We start from the raw sequence: 17,254 nt of genomic DNA on the forward strand, positions 1-17,254 counted from the left end.
TTCTCTTTAATTTAAGTTAAGCCAAACGCTCTTCACTTCTGTATAGTTATTTAATGCATAAGATCCCATTTCACGACCAAGACCGGATTGTTTAAATCCTCCAAATGGAGATGCTGCATCAAAGACGTTATAACAGTTTACCCATACTGTACCAGCACGTACTTTACTTGCAACGTAGTGTGCTGTTTTAACATTTTCTGTCCACACACCAGCTGCTAAGCCGAATTGTGATTTATTTGCACGTTCAATTACTTCATCAATATCGTTAAACGGTATAGCAGAAATAACTGGACCGAAAATTTCTTCTTTTGCAATCGTCATTTCATCATTAACGTCAGCGAATACAGTAGGGGAAACGAAGTATCCTTGATCAAATGGATTACTTCCTCCGCATAGTACTTCAGCACCTTCTTCAATTCCTTTTTCAATGTAGCCCATTACACGTTTTTGTTGTTCTGCAGAAACGAGAGGACCGATTGTAGTTTCTGGACTTAAGCCAGCACCTTGATTTAATTTTTTAGAGTAAAGGACAAGGTCAGCCATGACATTATCATACATTTTCTTCGGAACAAATAAACGTGATCCAGCAGAGCATACTTGTCCTTGGTTAAACATAACACCAGAAAGTGCACCAGGAATCGCGCGAGATAAATCAGCATCTGGCAGGATGATATTTGGTGATTTACCGCCTAACTCAAGTGTAACGCGCTTTAATGTTTCAGATGCTTGGCGCATAATTTGCTTACCGACTGGAGTAGAACCAGTAAATGCAATTTTATCAACGAGTGGATGATTAACAAGAGCTTGTCCAGCTGATTCACCGAATCCAGGAACGATATTAATAACACCTTTCGGGAATCCAGCTTCTTCAATTAATTCAGCTAAGTATAAGGCAGATAGTGGAGTTTGTTCTGCAGGTTTTAAAACGATTGTACATCCTGTAGCAAGCGCTGCTCCCATTTTCCACATTGCCATAAGAAGCGGGAAGTTCCAAGGGATAATTTGACCAACGACACCAACAGCTTCATGACGTGTATAGTTAAAGTAATCACCGGAAACAGGGATTGTTTGACCAACGATTTTCGTCGCCCAGCCAGCATAATAGCGCATATGCTCAATTGCAAGTGGTATGTCTGCTGCCATTGTTTCACGGATTGGCTTTCCGTTATCTAATGTTTCGAGCTGTGCAAGCTCTTCTTTATGTTCTTCCATTAAATCAGCTAACTTGTACATAAGACGGCTTCGCTCAGCAGTGCTCATGCGAGACCAAGGACCTTCGTCAAAAGCCATACGAGCTGCGACTACAGCTTTATGAATATCTTCGCGACCAGCTTCAGAAACGACGGCAAGTGTTTCGCCAGTTGCTGGGTTAGGTGTGTTAAACGTTTTGCCGGAAGCGCTTTCAATAAAGGATCCATTCATATATAACTTTTTTGTACCCTGAAGAAACTTTTCTACCTTTTCATGAAGATTTACAGCTAGTTGACTCATTGTATAACCCCCTTGAAAATATAATGTAAACGCAGTACGAGACGGCGTTTATTCCGAAATCAAGGATGTGGAAACTAGATGGAAAGCCTCTAATTAAAATCATAATTAACAAATACTGAAAATTCAAATTTCATTTGTGTTACAATTGTAAAAAATATGTAATGTAAGAAAGTCTTCTATATGATTATAAAAAATCCTGCTTGTTTTTGCTTTCTAGTAGGAAAAACTAGAAGAACAATGGTACAATAATACATCGTGAGAGGAGGGAGAAAAATGAAGAATTATCATGATGATCCACGCTTTCGAATCGCCCATAGAGAAGCGTTAATTGGTCTTGGACTTGCTATTATCAATTTTATAATATGGTACGGATTTGCTTATGGGCTTGGTAGTAAAAATCCAAGTGAATATACATATGTATTTGGTTTTCCAGCATGGTTTTTTTATAGCTGTATCGTTGGATTTATCGTTATGGTTATTTTACTTAGTTTAGTTGTTCGTTTTGTATTTCAAGATATTTCACTCGATGAGGAAGAAAAAAGTGAGGAATAATAGATGAATTGGTATGTAATCATTCCAATGATAATTTCGTTTATCGTTGTATTTTTAATTGGTGTATATGCTTCAAGACGTGTACAAGCGACTGCCCATAATAAATTTTTGCAAGAATATTTTTTAGGTGGGCGTGAGCTCGGTGGTTTATTATTAGCAATGACAATGATTGCTACGTACGGTAGTGCTAGTAGCTTCATTGGTGGCCCTGGTATAGCATACAATATGGGGCTTGGATGGGTATTGTTATCTGCGATTCAAGTTGTAACAGGGTATATCGTTTTAACAGTTATCGGTAAAAAGTTTGCAATTATCGCTAGGAAGATGGAAGCTATTACTCTTATTGATTATTTAAAGGGAAGATACAATAATAAAGCAGTCGTCATACTTTCTGCGTTATGTATTATTATCTTTTTATTTTCAGCAACAGTAGCTCAGTGGGTCGGCGGTGGTCGATTAATTGAGTCACTAACGGGTCTCTCTTATACAACAGCACTATTTTTATTTACTTTTTCTGTACTTGTGTACGTATTAATTGGTGGCTTTCGTGCAGTTGCTTTATCAGATACGTTATTAGGTATCATTATGTTAGTTGGAACGACAATCATTTTAATCGCTACTGTCGTTGCCGGTGGCGGAATTGAAAAGATTATGCAGGAACTTGTTCAAATCAATCCGAATTTAATTACACCATTTGGAGCGGATGGCAGTTTAACGAAATCATATGTGACATCATTTTGGATTTTAATTGGAATTGGCGTTGTCGGTTTACCGCAAATTAGTGTGCGTGCCATGTCTTATAAAAATTCAAAAGCGATGCATCAAGCGTTAATAATTGGTACGATTGTTGTCGGTACAATTATGATTGGTATGCATTTAACGGGTGTGTTCGCACGAGTCGTACTTCCAGGTATAACGGTACCAGATAAAGTAATGCCGCTACTCGCGATGGAAGTGTTGCCACCTTGGTTAGCTGGGGTTTTCTTAGCTGCACCAATGGCAGCGATTATGTCTACAGTAAACTCGTTATTGCTACTTGTAAGTTCATCAATCATTAAAGATATATACGTAAATTACATAAATAAAGATGCGGCAGATAGTACGATTAGAAAAGGAAGTTTATGGATTACTGCTATCGTAGGACTGCTCGTTTATGCAGCAGCAATTAAACCACCTGATTTTTTAATATGGTTGAATTTATTTTCTTTCGGTGGATTAGAAGCAGCATTCATTTGGCCGATCGTATTAGGGTTATATTGGAGGAAAGGAAATGCAACAGGAGCGCTTGCATCTATTTTAGTTGGGGTAAGCTCATATATGTGTATCCATCTTTTCTATCCAAATCCGTTCGGTATACATACAGTTGTCTTCCCAATTTGTTTTGCGCTTATCGCTTATATCGTTGGAAGTATGAGTGCTGTAAAGAAAACAGTATAGGTTAGTGGGAGAACGTAGTCCTTAGAGGACTGCGTTTTTTCGTATAAATTTGTTCTTTTTATTCTGTAATCCTGTGAATATTCATAAATTAATAACAATTGAGGGGATGGAGTTGAGGGTGATGAAAAAAGTATTGTTTTTAGGAGACCCGGGAATTGATGACTCTTTGGCAATTATGTATGGATTGTTACATCCTGATATTGATATTGTTGGTGTAGTAACTGGATATGGAAATGTAACGCAAGAAAAGGCGACAAGTAATGCGGCATATTTATTGCAACTGGCAGGGCGGGAAGACATACCTGTTATTAATGGTGCGAAAATCCCTTTATCTGGAGATATTACAACGTATTATCCAGAAATTCATGGGGCGGAAGGTTTAGGACCAATTCGACCGCCAAAAAATCTTTCTCCAAATATAAAGCCTTTTTGTGAGTTTTTTGACATACTTGAAAAATATAAAGGAGAATTGATTATAGTTGATGCTGGTAGGTCAACGACACTTGCGACAGCATTTATTTTAGAAAAACCATTGATGAAGTATGTGAAGGAATATTATATAATGGGCGGTGCTTTTTTAATGCCTGGCAATGTGACACCAGTCGCAGAAGCGAATTTTCATGGTGATCCTATTGCATCACAATTAGTAATGCAAAATGCCAAGAATGTGACATTGGTGCCGCTTAATGTTACATCTGAAGCTATAATTACGCCAGAGATGGTAAAGTACATTACGAAACATTCTAAAACGAGTTTTAATAAATTAATTGAACCGATTTTTACGTATTATTATAAAGCTTATAGAAAATTAAATCCGAAAATAACAGGGAGTCCAGTACATGACGTCGTTACAATGATGGTTGCGGCAAATCCCTCTATTTTGGACTATGTATACCGCCGTGTCGATGTAGATACAGTAGGGATTGCAAAAGGAGAGAGTATTGCTGATTTTCGTCCTCAACCTGATGCAAAAGCTTTAAAGAATTGGATTCGAATTGGTTGGTCGTTACACTATAAAAAATTCCTCGAAGATTTCGTTAAAATTATGACGTAGACATAATGGGAGAATACAAGTTAAAATAATGGAGATGATTACTAAAATAATCATCTCCATTATTTTGTTTGTAAGAGATAGATAGAGAAGAGCTACACAATAGGAGAGGAATTTTACTTGAAAAAAACTATAGTATGCGCAGTGATTGTGGGTATTTTCGTTTTGCTAATATCGGGTAATTTTTTAGTGAAAAAAGTTTGGAGTTCGAATAATGATGATGCGCAGTATATCGCATCCTTTATTGAAGAACATAAAGATGAAAAAAATAGCGCGCTTCTAGTAAAAAGAAATGATAAAGTCGTTTATTCTGTAAATCCGAATGTTGTATTGCCAGTTGCTAGTACAATGAAATTAATTGTGGCGCTTGAATTTACGAAACAAGTTACGGAAGGGAAAATTGATTCGTCTAGTTTTGTTTCCATAAATGATGTGAATCGGTATTATGTACCAAATACAGATGGTGGTGCGCAAGATAGATGGCAAAGGTATTTGGAGAAGACAGGTAAGATAACTGAAGGAGCGATTTCTTTAGAAGAAGTGGCAAAAGGAATGGTTAAGTTTAGTTCGAATGCGAATGCTGAATATTTAATGGAAGTGTTAGGATTAGATAATATTAATCGGAATTTACAAAGTTTATCGCTTCCAGCACATCAGCCGCTATTTCCAATCGTTTCATCTTTATACATTCCAGGATATTTGCATAAAGAACTACACGTTCCGAAATATAAAATAGAGAAAAAGTTAAAAGAAATGTCTCAAGAGCAATATCGTCAATATGCGATGATTATTCATGAGCGCTTAAAAAAGAAGGGACCATTATTACAGAAGGAAATTCCTCTTTATTTAGAGGAACGTTACGATAAAATTTGGTCAGATCGATTGCCAGCTGCTTCTGCAAACGATTATATGGTACTGCTTCAAAAGGCAAATCATAAGGGTGGACTGACAGAAGCAGAAGAAAAAGTATGGGCTAACATCGTTGAAACAGATATGAGCGCTAAGAAATACCGTAAAACATTTAGACATGCAGGGCAAAAAAACGGCTATACGCCATGGACAGTTACAAAAGCAGTTTATGCGATGGATAAACGGGGGAACTGTACAGAAATAGTGTTTTTAGCAAATAATTTAAATGAGGACGACAGTGCAGAAATACGGAAACATTTAGCAAACTTGCATTTCCAAGTGTTGCAAAGTGATAAGTATGATGCGACTTTTATTAAATAAACTCGGTGCAGAGAGCACCGAGTTTATTTTTGTGTACAAGCACTTTTTTGCTATCTCTGGGTATGATGGGTAGTAATACTTAGGTGAGAGGGGAAAAGGTGATGAAACAAAGTAAAGAAGAGTTTATAAAGAGTGAAGGCGCTGATTTCCCTGGGAAAACATATGTGGATTGTGTATTACAACATGTATTTCATTTTCAACGAAATTACTTATTGAAAGATATGTTTCAAGTGCATAAAGCGCATATTACGATGCTGATGGAAGAAAATTTAATGAAAAAGGAAGAAGCTAAAGTTATATTACACGCGTTAAAAAAGGTAGAGGGAATGCCAGAAGAGCAATTGCTCTATACAGAGCAGCATGAAGATCTCTTTTTTTTAGTGGAACATTTAATTTCTCAAGAAGCAAAAAGCAATTTTGTAAGTAATATGCATATTGGTAGAAGTAGAAATGATATGGGTGTCACGATGTATCGCATGAGTTTAAGACGGTATGTATTACGATTAATGGAACATCATTTGTTATTGCAAGAGAGTATATTGCAACTTGCTGCTGATCATAAGGAAACGATTATGCCAGCTTATACCCATACACAACCAGCGCAGCCAACGACATTTGGTCATTATACGTTAGCGATTTATGATACGATGCAGAGAGATTTAGAACGCATGAAAAAAACGTACAAACTTTTAAATCAGTCCCCAATGGGAGCCGCTGCGCTAGCTACAACAAGTTTCCCAATTAAACGAGAGCGAGTTGCCGAGTTACTTGGGTTTACAAATGTAATTGAGAACTCATATGATGCTGTTGCTGGAGCGGATTATTTATTAGAAGTTAGCTCTTTACTTATGGTAATGATGACGAATACGAGCAGATGGATCCATGACTTCTTACTATTAGCGACGAAAGAATATGATGGTATTACTGTGGCGAAGCCATATGTGCAAATTAGTAGTATTATGCCGCAAAAGCGAAATCCAGTTTCCATTGAACACGCCCGTGCAATTACGAGTAGTGCTTTAGGAGAAGCATTTACAGTATTTCAAATGATTCATAATACACCATTTGGTGATATTGTTGATACAGAGGATGACTTGCAGCCATACTTATATAAAGGGATTGAAAAGACTATTCGTGTTTTTTCTATTATGAATGCAGTTATTCGAACGATGAAGGTTGAGGAAGAAACGTTGAAAAATCGTTCCTATAAACATGCAATTACGATAACTGATTTCGCAGATGCTTTAACAAAAAACTATGACATTCCATTTCGGCATGCGCATCATGCAGCGAGTGCTATTGCAAATATGTTATTGGAGCAGAAAAAGGAGCTGCATGAATTACATTTGAAAGATGTGAATATGTACTTACAAGAAAAATTTAATATAACTTTATTAGAAAAAGAGTGGAAAGAAATTATATCGCCAGAAGCTTTTATACAAAAAAGAAATGTATACGGTGGGCCGAGTAAAAAAGAAATGGAGCGCATGATTAACAATCGAAAAGAGTCATTTCGACAAGAAGAAGAGGGATTTGAAAAGGAAAAACAGAGAATTTTACAAGCTGAAAATAATTTGAATACGTTAGCTTCGAATATTATTGAATCGTAAAAGAGGGATTTAGTGAATTAATCGCCAATACCTTAATAAAACTATAAATAGAGAGAAGAGATTGTCGATGATTCAATTGCATGTATATGAAGAGATTGTTAATTTTAAAGAAGAGGTTACACCATTTCTAGAAAAGAATGAGCAGGAAAATAATCTCATATTAGGCGTATTACAAATGGTCCACCAACCGATATTTATGGGGATAGCGAAACAAGGAGAAGAAATTGCGGTTGTATTTCTTCAAACAGAAGAGAAGAAACAAATTATTGTTGCTACGTCTGAAATTGCGGAAGAGGACATCGTGGAACTTGCAAAAAAATTAGCGGAAGTATATCCAAATGTTCCTGGATTAATCGGTAATAAGAAAATTGTACAGAGATTAGCCGAAGAGATTGCAGTGTTAGCAAATAAGAAAACTACTGTTGCGATGGAGCAAGGTATATATGAATTAAAACAAGTGAAGAAAAAGTGGAACGGAGATGAAGTCTTTCGAGAAGTAAATAGTGATGAGCTAACATTAATAGAACAGTGGATATACCAATTTTGCGAAGATGTGAATCTTCCTACTACGAAAGAGGAAGCAAAACAAACGGCACATACATTAATTACTAATCATCGTTTATTTGGTCTAGAAGTAGATGGAAAACTTGTTTCTGTAGCAGCAAAAACACGTCCAACTAAAAATAATATAACAGTTAATTTCGTATATACGCCGAAAGAAGAAAGGAAAAAGGGATACGCATCTAATTGTGTAGCGACACTTAGTCAACGTATGTTAGATGAAGGTTACAAAACAACGACATTATATACGGACCTGGCAAATCCAACATCGAATAAAATTTATCAAGAAATTGGTTATGAACAAATTGCGGAGTCTGTGCTTATATTTTTAGAGAAGTAGAACAAAAAGGCGTGCTAAAATAGCGCGCCTTTTTGTTATTCATCAATTCTAATAACTTCGCCTTGAGGGAAGTCTTCAGTTTCTAGTAAATTACGAATAGCTTTCGCGACATATTCAGGTGATAATAGCTTTCCTTCTTCTTTTAATGCGATGAAGCGGTCTAAATTTGTGAAGTCTTCTTTATTTGTTTCACGAATTTGTGCTTGCATATTAGTGTCAACAACACCAGGCGCAAAAGCGACGATTTTTACTGGGAATTCTTTTGCTGCTTCTTCCGTTGCTACGCACTGTGTAAACATATTTACGCCAGCTTTCGTTGTACAATAAGCGCCCCATCCGAAGTAAGGATTTTTTCCTGCACCAGATGAAATGTTTATAACACGTTTATCTACTTTCCATTCTTTCGTATGTTTCATGAAAGTGGAGGTGAGAATTATAGGTGCAAGTAAATTAATGTGAACGTTCGTAATGAATTGTTCACTTTCTGCTTTTTCAATTGGCTTCATAGGAGCAACCGTACCCGCATTATTAATTAAATGAATAGAAGATACACTGTCTTCTTGAATAGATGAAATGATTTTGTTAAAGTTCGTTTCTAAATTATGTACATCTTGAAGATCTAAGGAGTGGAAAACACAATTGTTATTATATTGTTCTGCGAGTTTCGTAAGCTCTTTATTTTCTCTTCTAGAAATAGAGATAATACTCGTGTTTTCTTCTAACAATTGCGCGGCGATAGCCTCACCTAAACCTTGTGAAGTTCCTGTTATGATAACATAGCGCATAGTGTAGTAAGCTCCTCTCGTATGTGCGGAATTTTGTTGGACAAAGTACATTGCATAGTTTGTCTACATTTTATAGTATAGAGCACTTTTTACTATAAATGAAATGAGATGATTACGTGCCTTTTTTGAATCGTTTTACGACAACAGTAACTGGTGCCGTCACGTTCACTGGGAACACGTTAGGACTTAGTCCCACATCGCCTGCACCAGGTAATATTTTTGGTACACTTGCTGTTTTTACAACGGTAAATACAGCGCTGCAAGTACCAGGGTTCCCAGCAGGTACAACGGATGACTGGCGATTGAATTCTTCAAGTGCAATTTTAAATCTTCCGGCAGGGAGTAGTATTTTGTATGCAGAGTTAGTTTGGGCAGGAACTTTCCGGACTGATACGGAAGATGTTTTACCATTTTTAAATGATAATATTACATTTACAACACCAGCAGGAACATTTTCTGTTACGCCAGACCCTGCTACCGCGCAGCAAGGTTCAGTAGGGAATCAGTTTTATTATGCACGCTCTGCTAATGTAACGAATCTTGTTAGTGCAGGTGGGGCAGGCACATATACGACAGGTGCTGTGCCAGCTACAAGAACTTCAGCTGATCCAACAATTAGTCGTTCAGCTGGCTGGACGCTTGAGGTTGTGTATCAAAATGCAAGTTTACCACTTCGGAATTTGTCAGTATATGCGGGGCAAGAAATTATCGATGCTTCATCACCACCAGTTGATGCTACTATTTCAGGATTTGCTACCCCAGCGACAGGAGCTGTTACAGGGCGAGTGCTAGTAACTGCTCAAGAAGGTGATTCTAACATAGTTGGAGATCAACTTCGCTTTGGACCGAATGCGAATGCTACAGTTGCATTATCTGGCCCGAGAAACCCCGCAAATAATTTCTTTCAATCACAAATTTGTAACGACATTGGAGAGTTAGATACAACTGGAACGTTTGGAGATTTGAATCAGCCTTTAGGGATAGCTTTGGCTGTCCGAAGACAAGGGTGGGATATTACAAATGTAAATGCCTCTGCATCATTAGTAAATAATCAAACGTCCGCAACTGTTCGATTCGTTACAAATGGAGATGGATATGCCGCGGCTGGCTTTGGTGTTCAAATTGATGCAACGGGGCCAATTATTAATCCTGTTAAATCGGTTAATAGAACAGTCGCAGGGGTAGGGGATACTCTCACTTATACGATTACGGTCCCAAATACAGGGACAGGAAGTGCAGAAAACGTTGTATTACGTGATAGTATTCCGAACGGAACGACGTTTGTTGCAGGTAGTGTAACGGTAGGAGGAGTAACACAGCCGAATGCGAACCCTGCTAATGGAATTAATTTAGGAACAATCCAAAATAACACGCAAAGAATTGTTACATTTCAAGTGCGAATAACATCGTTTCCGAACCCAAATCCTATTCCAAATCGCGCAATGGTGTCATATCAATTCCGTCCTTTCGTCGGTAGTCCACCTATTACAAGTACGTCTTCTTCAAATACAGTACAAACGACAGTGAATCAAGCAACTATAAGTATGCAAAAATCTGTAGATTTACAGACGGCAACACTTAATGATGTATTAACATACACGGTTAATGTGACGAATAATGGAAATGTCACTGCAAATAATGTTATTTTTGTCGATAGTATCCCTGGTGGAACAATATTTGTTCCAAATAGTGTTACGGTAAATGGGATAGTACGTCCAGGAGCAAATCCAGCAAGTAGTATTAATCTAGGAAGTATTAATGCCTCGCAAACGACTGTAGTGCGCTTTCAAGTTCGAGTAACATCTAATCCGCTTGTCAATCCAATTCCGAATCGTGCGAGTGCAACATTTAACTTTACTCCAGTACCTGGTCAACAACCAGTTTCAGGGCAAGCGACAAGTAATACTGTAGTTACTACTATTAATATAGCTGATATAAGAACGAGAAAAACAGTGGATAGAGCTTTTGCGACAGTGAATGACGTTCTTACGTACACTATTACAATTGAGAATATCGGAAATGTACTTGCGACAAATGTTATTTTTCAAGATCCGATTCCAGTTGGAACGACTTTTATCACAAATAGTGTGACTGTAGATGGGGTTTCACAACCTGGAGCAAATCCTTCGACTGGGTTTACGGTAGCAAATATTTCTCCTGGCGGAAGTAGGACAGTGCGTTTTCAAGTCCGAGTGACATCTACGCCATCAGGAGGCACGATTGCGAATCGCGGAAATGTATCTGCTAATTTCGTCGTTATTCCGAATCAACCACCAGTGACGATTAATAGGCAAACGAATACAGTTGTGACACAAGTGAATACAGGTGGTTTAAATGTAATAAAAGAAGTGAATACGACACAAGCGGCAGTGGGGGATACTTTAACATATACGATTGCCGTTCAAAATACAGGAAACGTGCCGTTAACAAACGTGTTTTTCCAAGACACTATTTCTCCCGCTGTTTCATTTGTTGCAAATTCTGTAACAATTAATGGAGTACCACAAAGTGGATTGAATCCAAATACAGGATTTTCTCTTCCGAATATTCCTGCGGCTCAAACAGTTGTAGTCACATTTGACGTATTAATTGTACAGGATCCAGAAAATGAAGATATTTTAAATCAAGCAAATGTAACAGCAAGTTTTCAAGTGAATCCGAGTGAACCACCTGTAACGATCAATGTTCCGAGTAATGTTGTGAATACAACAGTACAAACAGGGAACTTTGAAGTTGTGAAATCAGTGAATACGGATGTTGCAACGGTAGGGGATGTTTTAGTATATACCATCGAAATTATAAACGCTGGTAGTGTGTCAGCAACAAATGTATTTTTTCAAGATTCAATTCCACAAGGGACATTATTTATTGAAAACAGTGTATTGGTTAATGGTATTTTACAAGAAGGCGCAGATCCAGAACTTGGATTCCCGTTAAATGATTTGCCTACTGGCGCGAATGTAATTGTTTCATTTGAAGTGTTAATTGATGAAATTCCTCAAGGAAACAATGTTGTAAATAATGCGAATGTAACTGGAGATTTCCTTGTAAATCCAACAGAGCCACCGATTACTGTAACAGAACCAAGTAATACTGTTATGACAGTCGTGAATTCTTCAGGGTTAAATGTAAGGAAAAGCGTAAGTGCTACTGAAGCCGGTGTAGGAGATACGTTAACGTATACAGTTCGTATACAAAATAGTGGAACAGTAGCAGCGACAAACGTTTCATTCCTTGATCCAATTCCATCTGGAACAACGTTTGTAGCAAATAGTGTAATAATAAATGGAACGCCTCAACCAGGTTTAAACCCGACAACTGGATTTCCACTTGCTAATATTCCAGTCGGAGGGATGGTAACAGTTACTTTTCAAGTGACAATCACGAGTGTACCATCAAATAGAGTTCTTCCGAATAATGCGAATGTCACTGCTGATTTCCAAGTAAGTCCTCTCCAGCCACCAATTACAGTTGTAACGATTAGTAATATTGTAGTGACGCGAGTGAATGTAGGATCACTTAATGTAATGAAGAGTGTAAATACAACGCAAGCAGGAGTAGGAGATACGTTAACATATACGATTCGCATTCAAAATACAGGAACAGTTCCTGCAACGAATATTATTTTTCAAGATCCAATTCCGTCTGGTGCTGCGTTTGTAGCAAATAGTGTGACGATAAACGGAGTCGTTCAGCAAGGTGCGGATCCTATGGCAGGTTTCCCGGTACCGAATATTCCGGTCGGGCAAACGGCTACGATTACGTTTCAAGTTACAGTGACGAGTGTACCGAGCGGTGGAAATATAAGAAACCAATCGAACGTTACTGCAAGTTTTCTTATCAATCCAGCAAACCCTCCAATAACGACTGTTACGAATAGTAACTTTGTAGTGACGCAAGTAAATACAGCTCGATTAAATATACAAAAATCTTCATCTGTACAACAAGCTGCACTTGGAGAAACTTACACGTATTCTGTTGTCATTCGAAATAACGGTACAGTAACAGCAACGAATGCTTCCTTTATTGATCCAATTGCTCAAGAAACCACATTTGTAGCAAATAGTGTAACGATAAATGGAACGCCTCAACCTGGGTTTGATCCAAATATAGGTTTTCCGCTTCCCAATATCGCAGCTGGAACATCATTGACTGTAACGTTCCAAGTAACAGTAGTTGCGCCATCCACGCGCGGAGCCGTACTAAATACGGCATCTGCTACAGCCACTTTTTTATTAAATCCTTTACAGCCTCCTGTAACAACGACAAATTCAAGTAATACGACAGTAGTTACGATACCGTTACCTCCTCCTGGTGAAGTAACAGCAACAAAAACAGTTGATATTGCCGCTGGTGCTGTTGGAGATGTATTAACGTATACAGTGTTAATAACAAATGTAGGAATCATCCCTGTTACAGATGTGCTCTTCCAAGATGTCATTCCAGAAGGGACGGCGTTTGTAGCAAATAGTGTAACGATAGGCGGGATACAGCAACCTGGTTTAAATCCAGAAATAGGTTTTACAGTTAGTCCACTATTAAATGCTGGAGCGAGTATTTCTGTGACGTTCCAAGTGACGATTACGGAAATTCCAGATAATGAAGTTATATTAAATGATGCTGACGTTACGTTTACTTCACAACCGAATCCGCAGGAACCGCCAATTACACAAACAATATTAACGAATTTAGTCGTAACGACAATTAATATAGCTTCGATTTTCCCGTTAAAACTAGTAGATAAAGAAGTAGCGACTGTAGGAGAAATATTAACGTATGATGTATTAATCTTTAATAATGGCACAGTGGCAGCGACGAACGTTGAATTTATAGATACAACTTCCGCCGGTGTAGCATTTGTACCGGGAAGTGTGAGCATAAATGGGGTGCCGGCACCAGGATTAGATCCTTTCATTGGTTTTCCAGTTCCAGATATCTCTGTAGACGATTTTGTACTTGTCACATATCAGGAAGTGGTTACGAGCATACCTGAGGGTGGAACGATTGTTAACTTTGTAGACGTTACAGCTGCATTTGCTGTAAGTGAAACGGAGCCGCCTATTACAGAAACAACAACAAGTAATACGACATTAACAGAAATTAATGAACCTGGTTTAAATGTTTTAAAATCAGTAAGTCAGCCGGTTGTTGCAGTAGGTGATACAATCACATATACAACAGTAGTTCAAAATACAGGTACAGTGGTAGCGACGAATGTTCAATATAGTGATGTATTACCGTCCTCAATCACATTTATACCAGATAGTGTAACGATAGATGGTGTGCTACAACCTGGATTCGATCCTAATAATGGATTGCCGCTTCCAGATATAAGCCCAGGTGAAAGTGTAGAAGTTACGTTCCAAGTAACAGTTGTCAGTGTCCCATCAAACGGAACAATTGCTAATACCGCGAATGTTATGGGAAGCTTTATACTAATCCCAGGAGAACCACCAGTTGTAGTAAACCAACCGAGCAATACAACACTTACAACTGTAAACAGAGGAAGATTTAATGTTATTAAACAAGTAAATAGGGCTGCTACTCTCGTTGGAGATGTATTAACGTATACAGTTCAAATAACGAATACAGGAACGGTAACAGCTAATGATGTTCAGTTTATTGATACGATTTCAGCAGGAGCGTCATTTATACCAAATAGTGTAACGATAGATGGAACCCCGCAACCAAACTTAAATCCGATTACTGGTTTTGGAGTTGGAGATATACCAGTTGGTGAAACAGTTATCGTGACGTTCCAAGCGACAGTTACAAACATCCCGTCATCAGGAACCATTACGAACGTTGCAAATATAACAGGAAGCTTTACTTTAGTGCCAGGAGAGCCGCCGGTTGTAGTAACTGAACCGAGTAATACGACAATAACAAAGGTAAATAGAGGAAGATTTAATGTTATAAAAACCGTAAATAAGCAAGCAACACGATTAGGGGATACGTTAACTTATAGTGTGCAAGTTACAAATACGGGAACGGTAATAGCGACGAATGTTCAGTTTATTGATGTTCCGTCACCTAGTTTAGAATTCGTTCCTGGAAGTGTACAAATAAATGGAATTCCGCAAGTAGGTTTAGATCCATTTGTAGGCTTTTCATTACCAAATCTTGCAGTAGGGGACAGTATAGTAATTACATTTGAAGTAAATGTAATCGCAATTCCGCCTTCTAGTAACATTATGAATACAGCGAGAGTAACTGGTAATTTCGAATTGATTCCAGGAGAACCACCGTTTACCATTACGAACTCAAGTAATACGACAGTCACACCAGTAAATCGAGGTAGTTTAGATATGTTGAAAGAAGTAGATCATTCGGTTGTTGGAGTGGGAGAAACGGTAACGTATACAGTTCGTATATTAAATACTGGTACGGCTGATGCGATGAATGTTCAATTTATAGACGTGTTATCTCAGGAAGCTGAATTTGTTCTAAATAGTGTAACGATAAATGGAGTTCCACAGCCAGGGTTAAATCCGCAGGCTGGATTTACGATACCAGACATTCCAGTCGGTGAGACGGCACTTGTAACATATGAAGCTACGATTACAAGTTTTCCAGATGGTGGTACAGTAGTGAACGTTGCTGGGGCGTTAGCAGAATATATTTTAGTACCAGGAGAACCGCCGGTTACAGTGATGGATACGAGCAATACAGTTATCGTGACGGTAAATACGGCAATCTTATTTGTTGCAAAAGGAGCGAATTTTGAAGTAGCGATGGTAGGAGATGTTGTCACTTACGGAATTGCCGTTATAAATGATAGTACAGTTCCTGTGACCAACATTGTGTTAACGGATATCATTGATCCGAATACGTTATTTATAAATGGCACGGTAACGGTAAACGATGTAGCTCTTCCATTTGCTAATCCGAATATCGGTATTCCATTAGGTGATTTTCAGCCAAATGATGCGGCAATTATTAATTTCCAAGTCGTCATAACAGGAGGACAAATAAATAATTTAGTCACAAATACTGCTATAGCGAATGGGTTTGCAACTGTGAATCCAAATGAAGCGCCTGTAGTAGTTGAAGGCGATAGCAATACAGTTGTTATTCCGTTTATTTCTCAAAATGTCTCAACGACAGTCGTAAAAACAGCAGATTTACAGGCAGCAACGATTGGAGATGTCATTACGTTTACGACAGTTATTACAAATACGGGGGATACAGCAATACAAAATATTCGTTTTCAAGATATGTTGGATAGTAGTGTTCAATTTGTTCTTGGAAGTGTAACGGTTGATAATACACCAGTACCAAATGTAAGCCCGGTATCAGGATTTCTTATAGGGAATTTAAATCCCGGTGAAGCACGAACAGTTTCGTTCCAAGTAGTAATTCAGAGTGCCCCAAGTGGTTCGGGGAATTATATAAATCAAGCAAGTATTCGTTTCGAACATCAAGTAGGCACAGTGTTACCACCTGTTACACAAATAGTAGAAAGTAATATAGTTGTTATTCCATTTGTTCCAACGATAGAACAAATTTGCGAAACGAATCTTAATTATTTAGGAAAAATTTCTTTTCAATGTTCTCCGTGTGATCACTTGCAAATAAAGAGAAAATAAATGCAGAAAGAGCATCCTGTAAGAGAAGGATGCTCTTTTTGTATGAATCAAGTAGATTCTTTTTCGGGTGAGCTGAAAAATTCATCAATTTTGTCGGAGAGTAGAAATGGAATAGCTCCTTTTATAACAGAAATGTCCCAGTCCCACCATGAGATATTTTCTAGTTTGTCAATTGTTTCTTGCGGGAAACGATATCGAACAAATTTTGCAGGATTACCAGCTACAATTGCATATGGCGGTACATCCTTTGTAACAACACTCTTTGCGCCAATAATGGCACCGTTACCAATCGTAACACCAGATAAAATGCAGGATTGATAACCAATCCATACATCATTGCCGACTACAATATCACCTTTTGAAGAGGGGTGACCAGTAATATGGGCTCCTTCGCTGAAAAGAGCGTTAAATGGATAAGTCGTTATCCAGTCCGCGCGATGTTCTCCGCCAAGTATGAAAACAACTTCTTCTCCTAATGAACAAAACTTACCTATTTTTAATTTCGTTTCATCATTCCAAGAAAAAATAGTTGGACCTACTTTACTATAAGTATAATCACCGATATCATACTTACTATATTCAGGTTTTTGATTTAAATATAACATGAT

10 protein-coding genes are annotated in these 17,254 nt (G+C 37.9%); 7 read left to right on the forward strand and 3 right to left on the reverse strand.

The window, feature by feature from the left end; translation table 11 throughout:
- Positions 1-6: 6 nt before the first annotated feature.
- A complete protein-coding gene (dhaS, locus tag MR070_RS14690) occupies positions 7-1,491 on the reverse strand; it encodes an aldehyde dehydrogenase DhaS (RefSeq protein WP_242261535.1) in 1,485 nt (494 codons plus the stop codon).
- Positions 1,492-1,764: 273 nt separating this feature from the next.
- Here dhaS and MR070_RS14695 point away from each other — a divergent pair, with 273 nt between their 5' ends.
- The 6 genes from MR070_RS14695 to MR070_RS14720 all read left to right on the forward strand — a co-directional run bounded on the left by MR070_RS14695 (position 1,765) and on the right by MR070_RS14720 (position 8,272).
- Positions 1,765-2,043 (forward strand): YhdT family protein, encoded by a 279-nt coding sequence (locus tag MR070_RS14695; RefSeq protein WP_000800722.1) that lies wholly within the window; start codon positions 1,765-1,767, stop codon positions 2,041-2,043.
- Between the two features lie 3 nt (positions 2,044-2,046).
- Positions 2,047-3,480, forward strand: coding sequence for a sodium/pantothenate symporter (gene panF / locus MR070_RS14700; RefSeq protein WP_001104830.1), 1,434 nt, complete (start codon positions 2,047-2,049; stop codon positions 3,478-3,480).
- A gap of 106 nt (positions 3,481-3,586) precedes the next feature.
- Positions 3,587-4,534 carry a nucleoside hydrolase gene (locus tag MR070_RS14705; protein WP_206703548.1) on the forward strand — a complete coding sequence of 316 codons (948 nt, stop codon included), beginning with the start codon at positions 3,587-3,589 and terminating at the stop codon, positions 4,532-4,534.
- Positions 4,535-4,651: 117 nt separating this feature from the next.
- Positions 4,652-5,761 carry a serine hydrolase gene (locus tag MR070_RS14710; protein WP_000751358.1) on the forward strand — a complete coding sequence of 370 codons (1,110 nt, stop codon included), beginning with the start codon at positions 4,652-4,654 and terminating at the stop codon, positions 5,759-5,761.
- A gap of 101 nt (positions 5,762-5,862) precedes the next feature.
- Positions 5,863-7,371, forward strand: coding sequence for an argininosuccinate lyase (gene argH, locus MR070_RS14715; RefSeq protein ID WP_138321384.1), 1,509 nt, complete (start codon positions 5,863-5,865; stop codon positions 7,369-7,371).
- Positions 7,372-7,438: 67 nt separating this feature from the next.
- Positions 7,439-8,272 (forward strand): GNAT family N-acetyltransferase, encoded by an 834-nt coding sequence (locus MR070_RS14720; protein ID WP_097851444.1) that lies wholly within the window; start codon positions 7,439-7,441, stop codon positions 8,270-8,272.
- Positions 8,273-8,307: 35 nt separating this feature from the next.
- Here the strand turns inward: MR070_RS14720 and MR070_RS14725 are convergent, their stop codons facing one another.
- On the reverse strand, positions 8,308-9,057 hold the full coding sequence (locus tag MR070_RS14725) for a (S)-benzoin forming benzil reductase (protein ID WP_242261536.1): 750 nt from the start codon (positions 9,055-9,057) through the stop codon (positions 8,308-8,310).
- 116 nt (positions 9,058-9,173) lie between these two features.
- Between MR070_RS14725 and MR070_RS14730 the strand changes: the two genes are divergently transcribed.
- Positions 9,174-16,646, forward strand: coding sequence for a DUF11 domain-containing protein (locus MR070_RS14730; protein ID WP_242261537.1), 7,473 nt, complete (start codon positions 9,174-9,176; stop codon positions 16,644-16,646).
- A gap of 47 nt (positions 16,647-16,693) precedes the next feature.
- On the opposite strand, the gene MR070_RS14735 is transcribed toward MR070_RS14730, so the two are convergent.
- A complete protein-coding gene (locus MR070_RS14735; RefSeq protein ID WP_000966320.1) occupies positions 16,694-17,251 on the reverse strand; it encodes a CatB-related O-acetyltransferase in 558 nt (185 codons plus the stop codon).
- Between the last annotated feature and the right edge of the window lie 3 nt (positions 17,252-17,254).

The sequence above is a fragment of the Bacillus cereus group sp. BfR-BA-01453 genome (assembly GCF_022662915.1).
Classification (GTDB): Bacteria; Bacillota; Bacilli; order Bacillales; family Bacillaceae_G; genus Bacillus_A; species Bacillus_A paranthracis.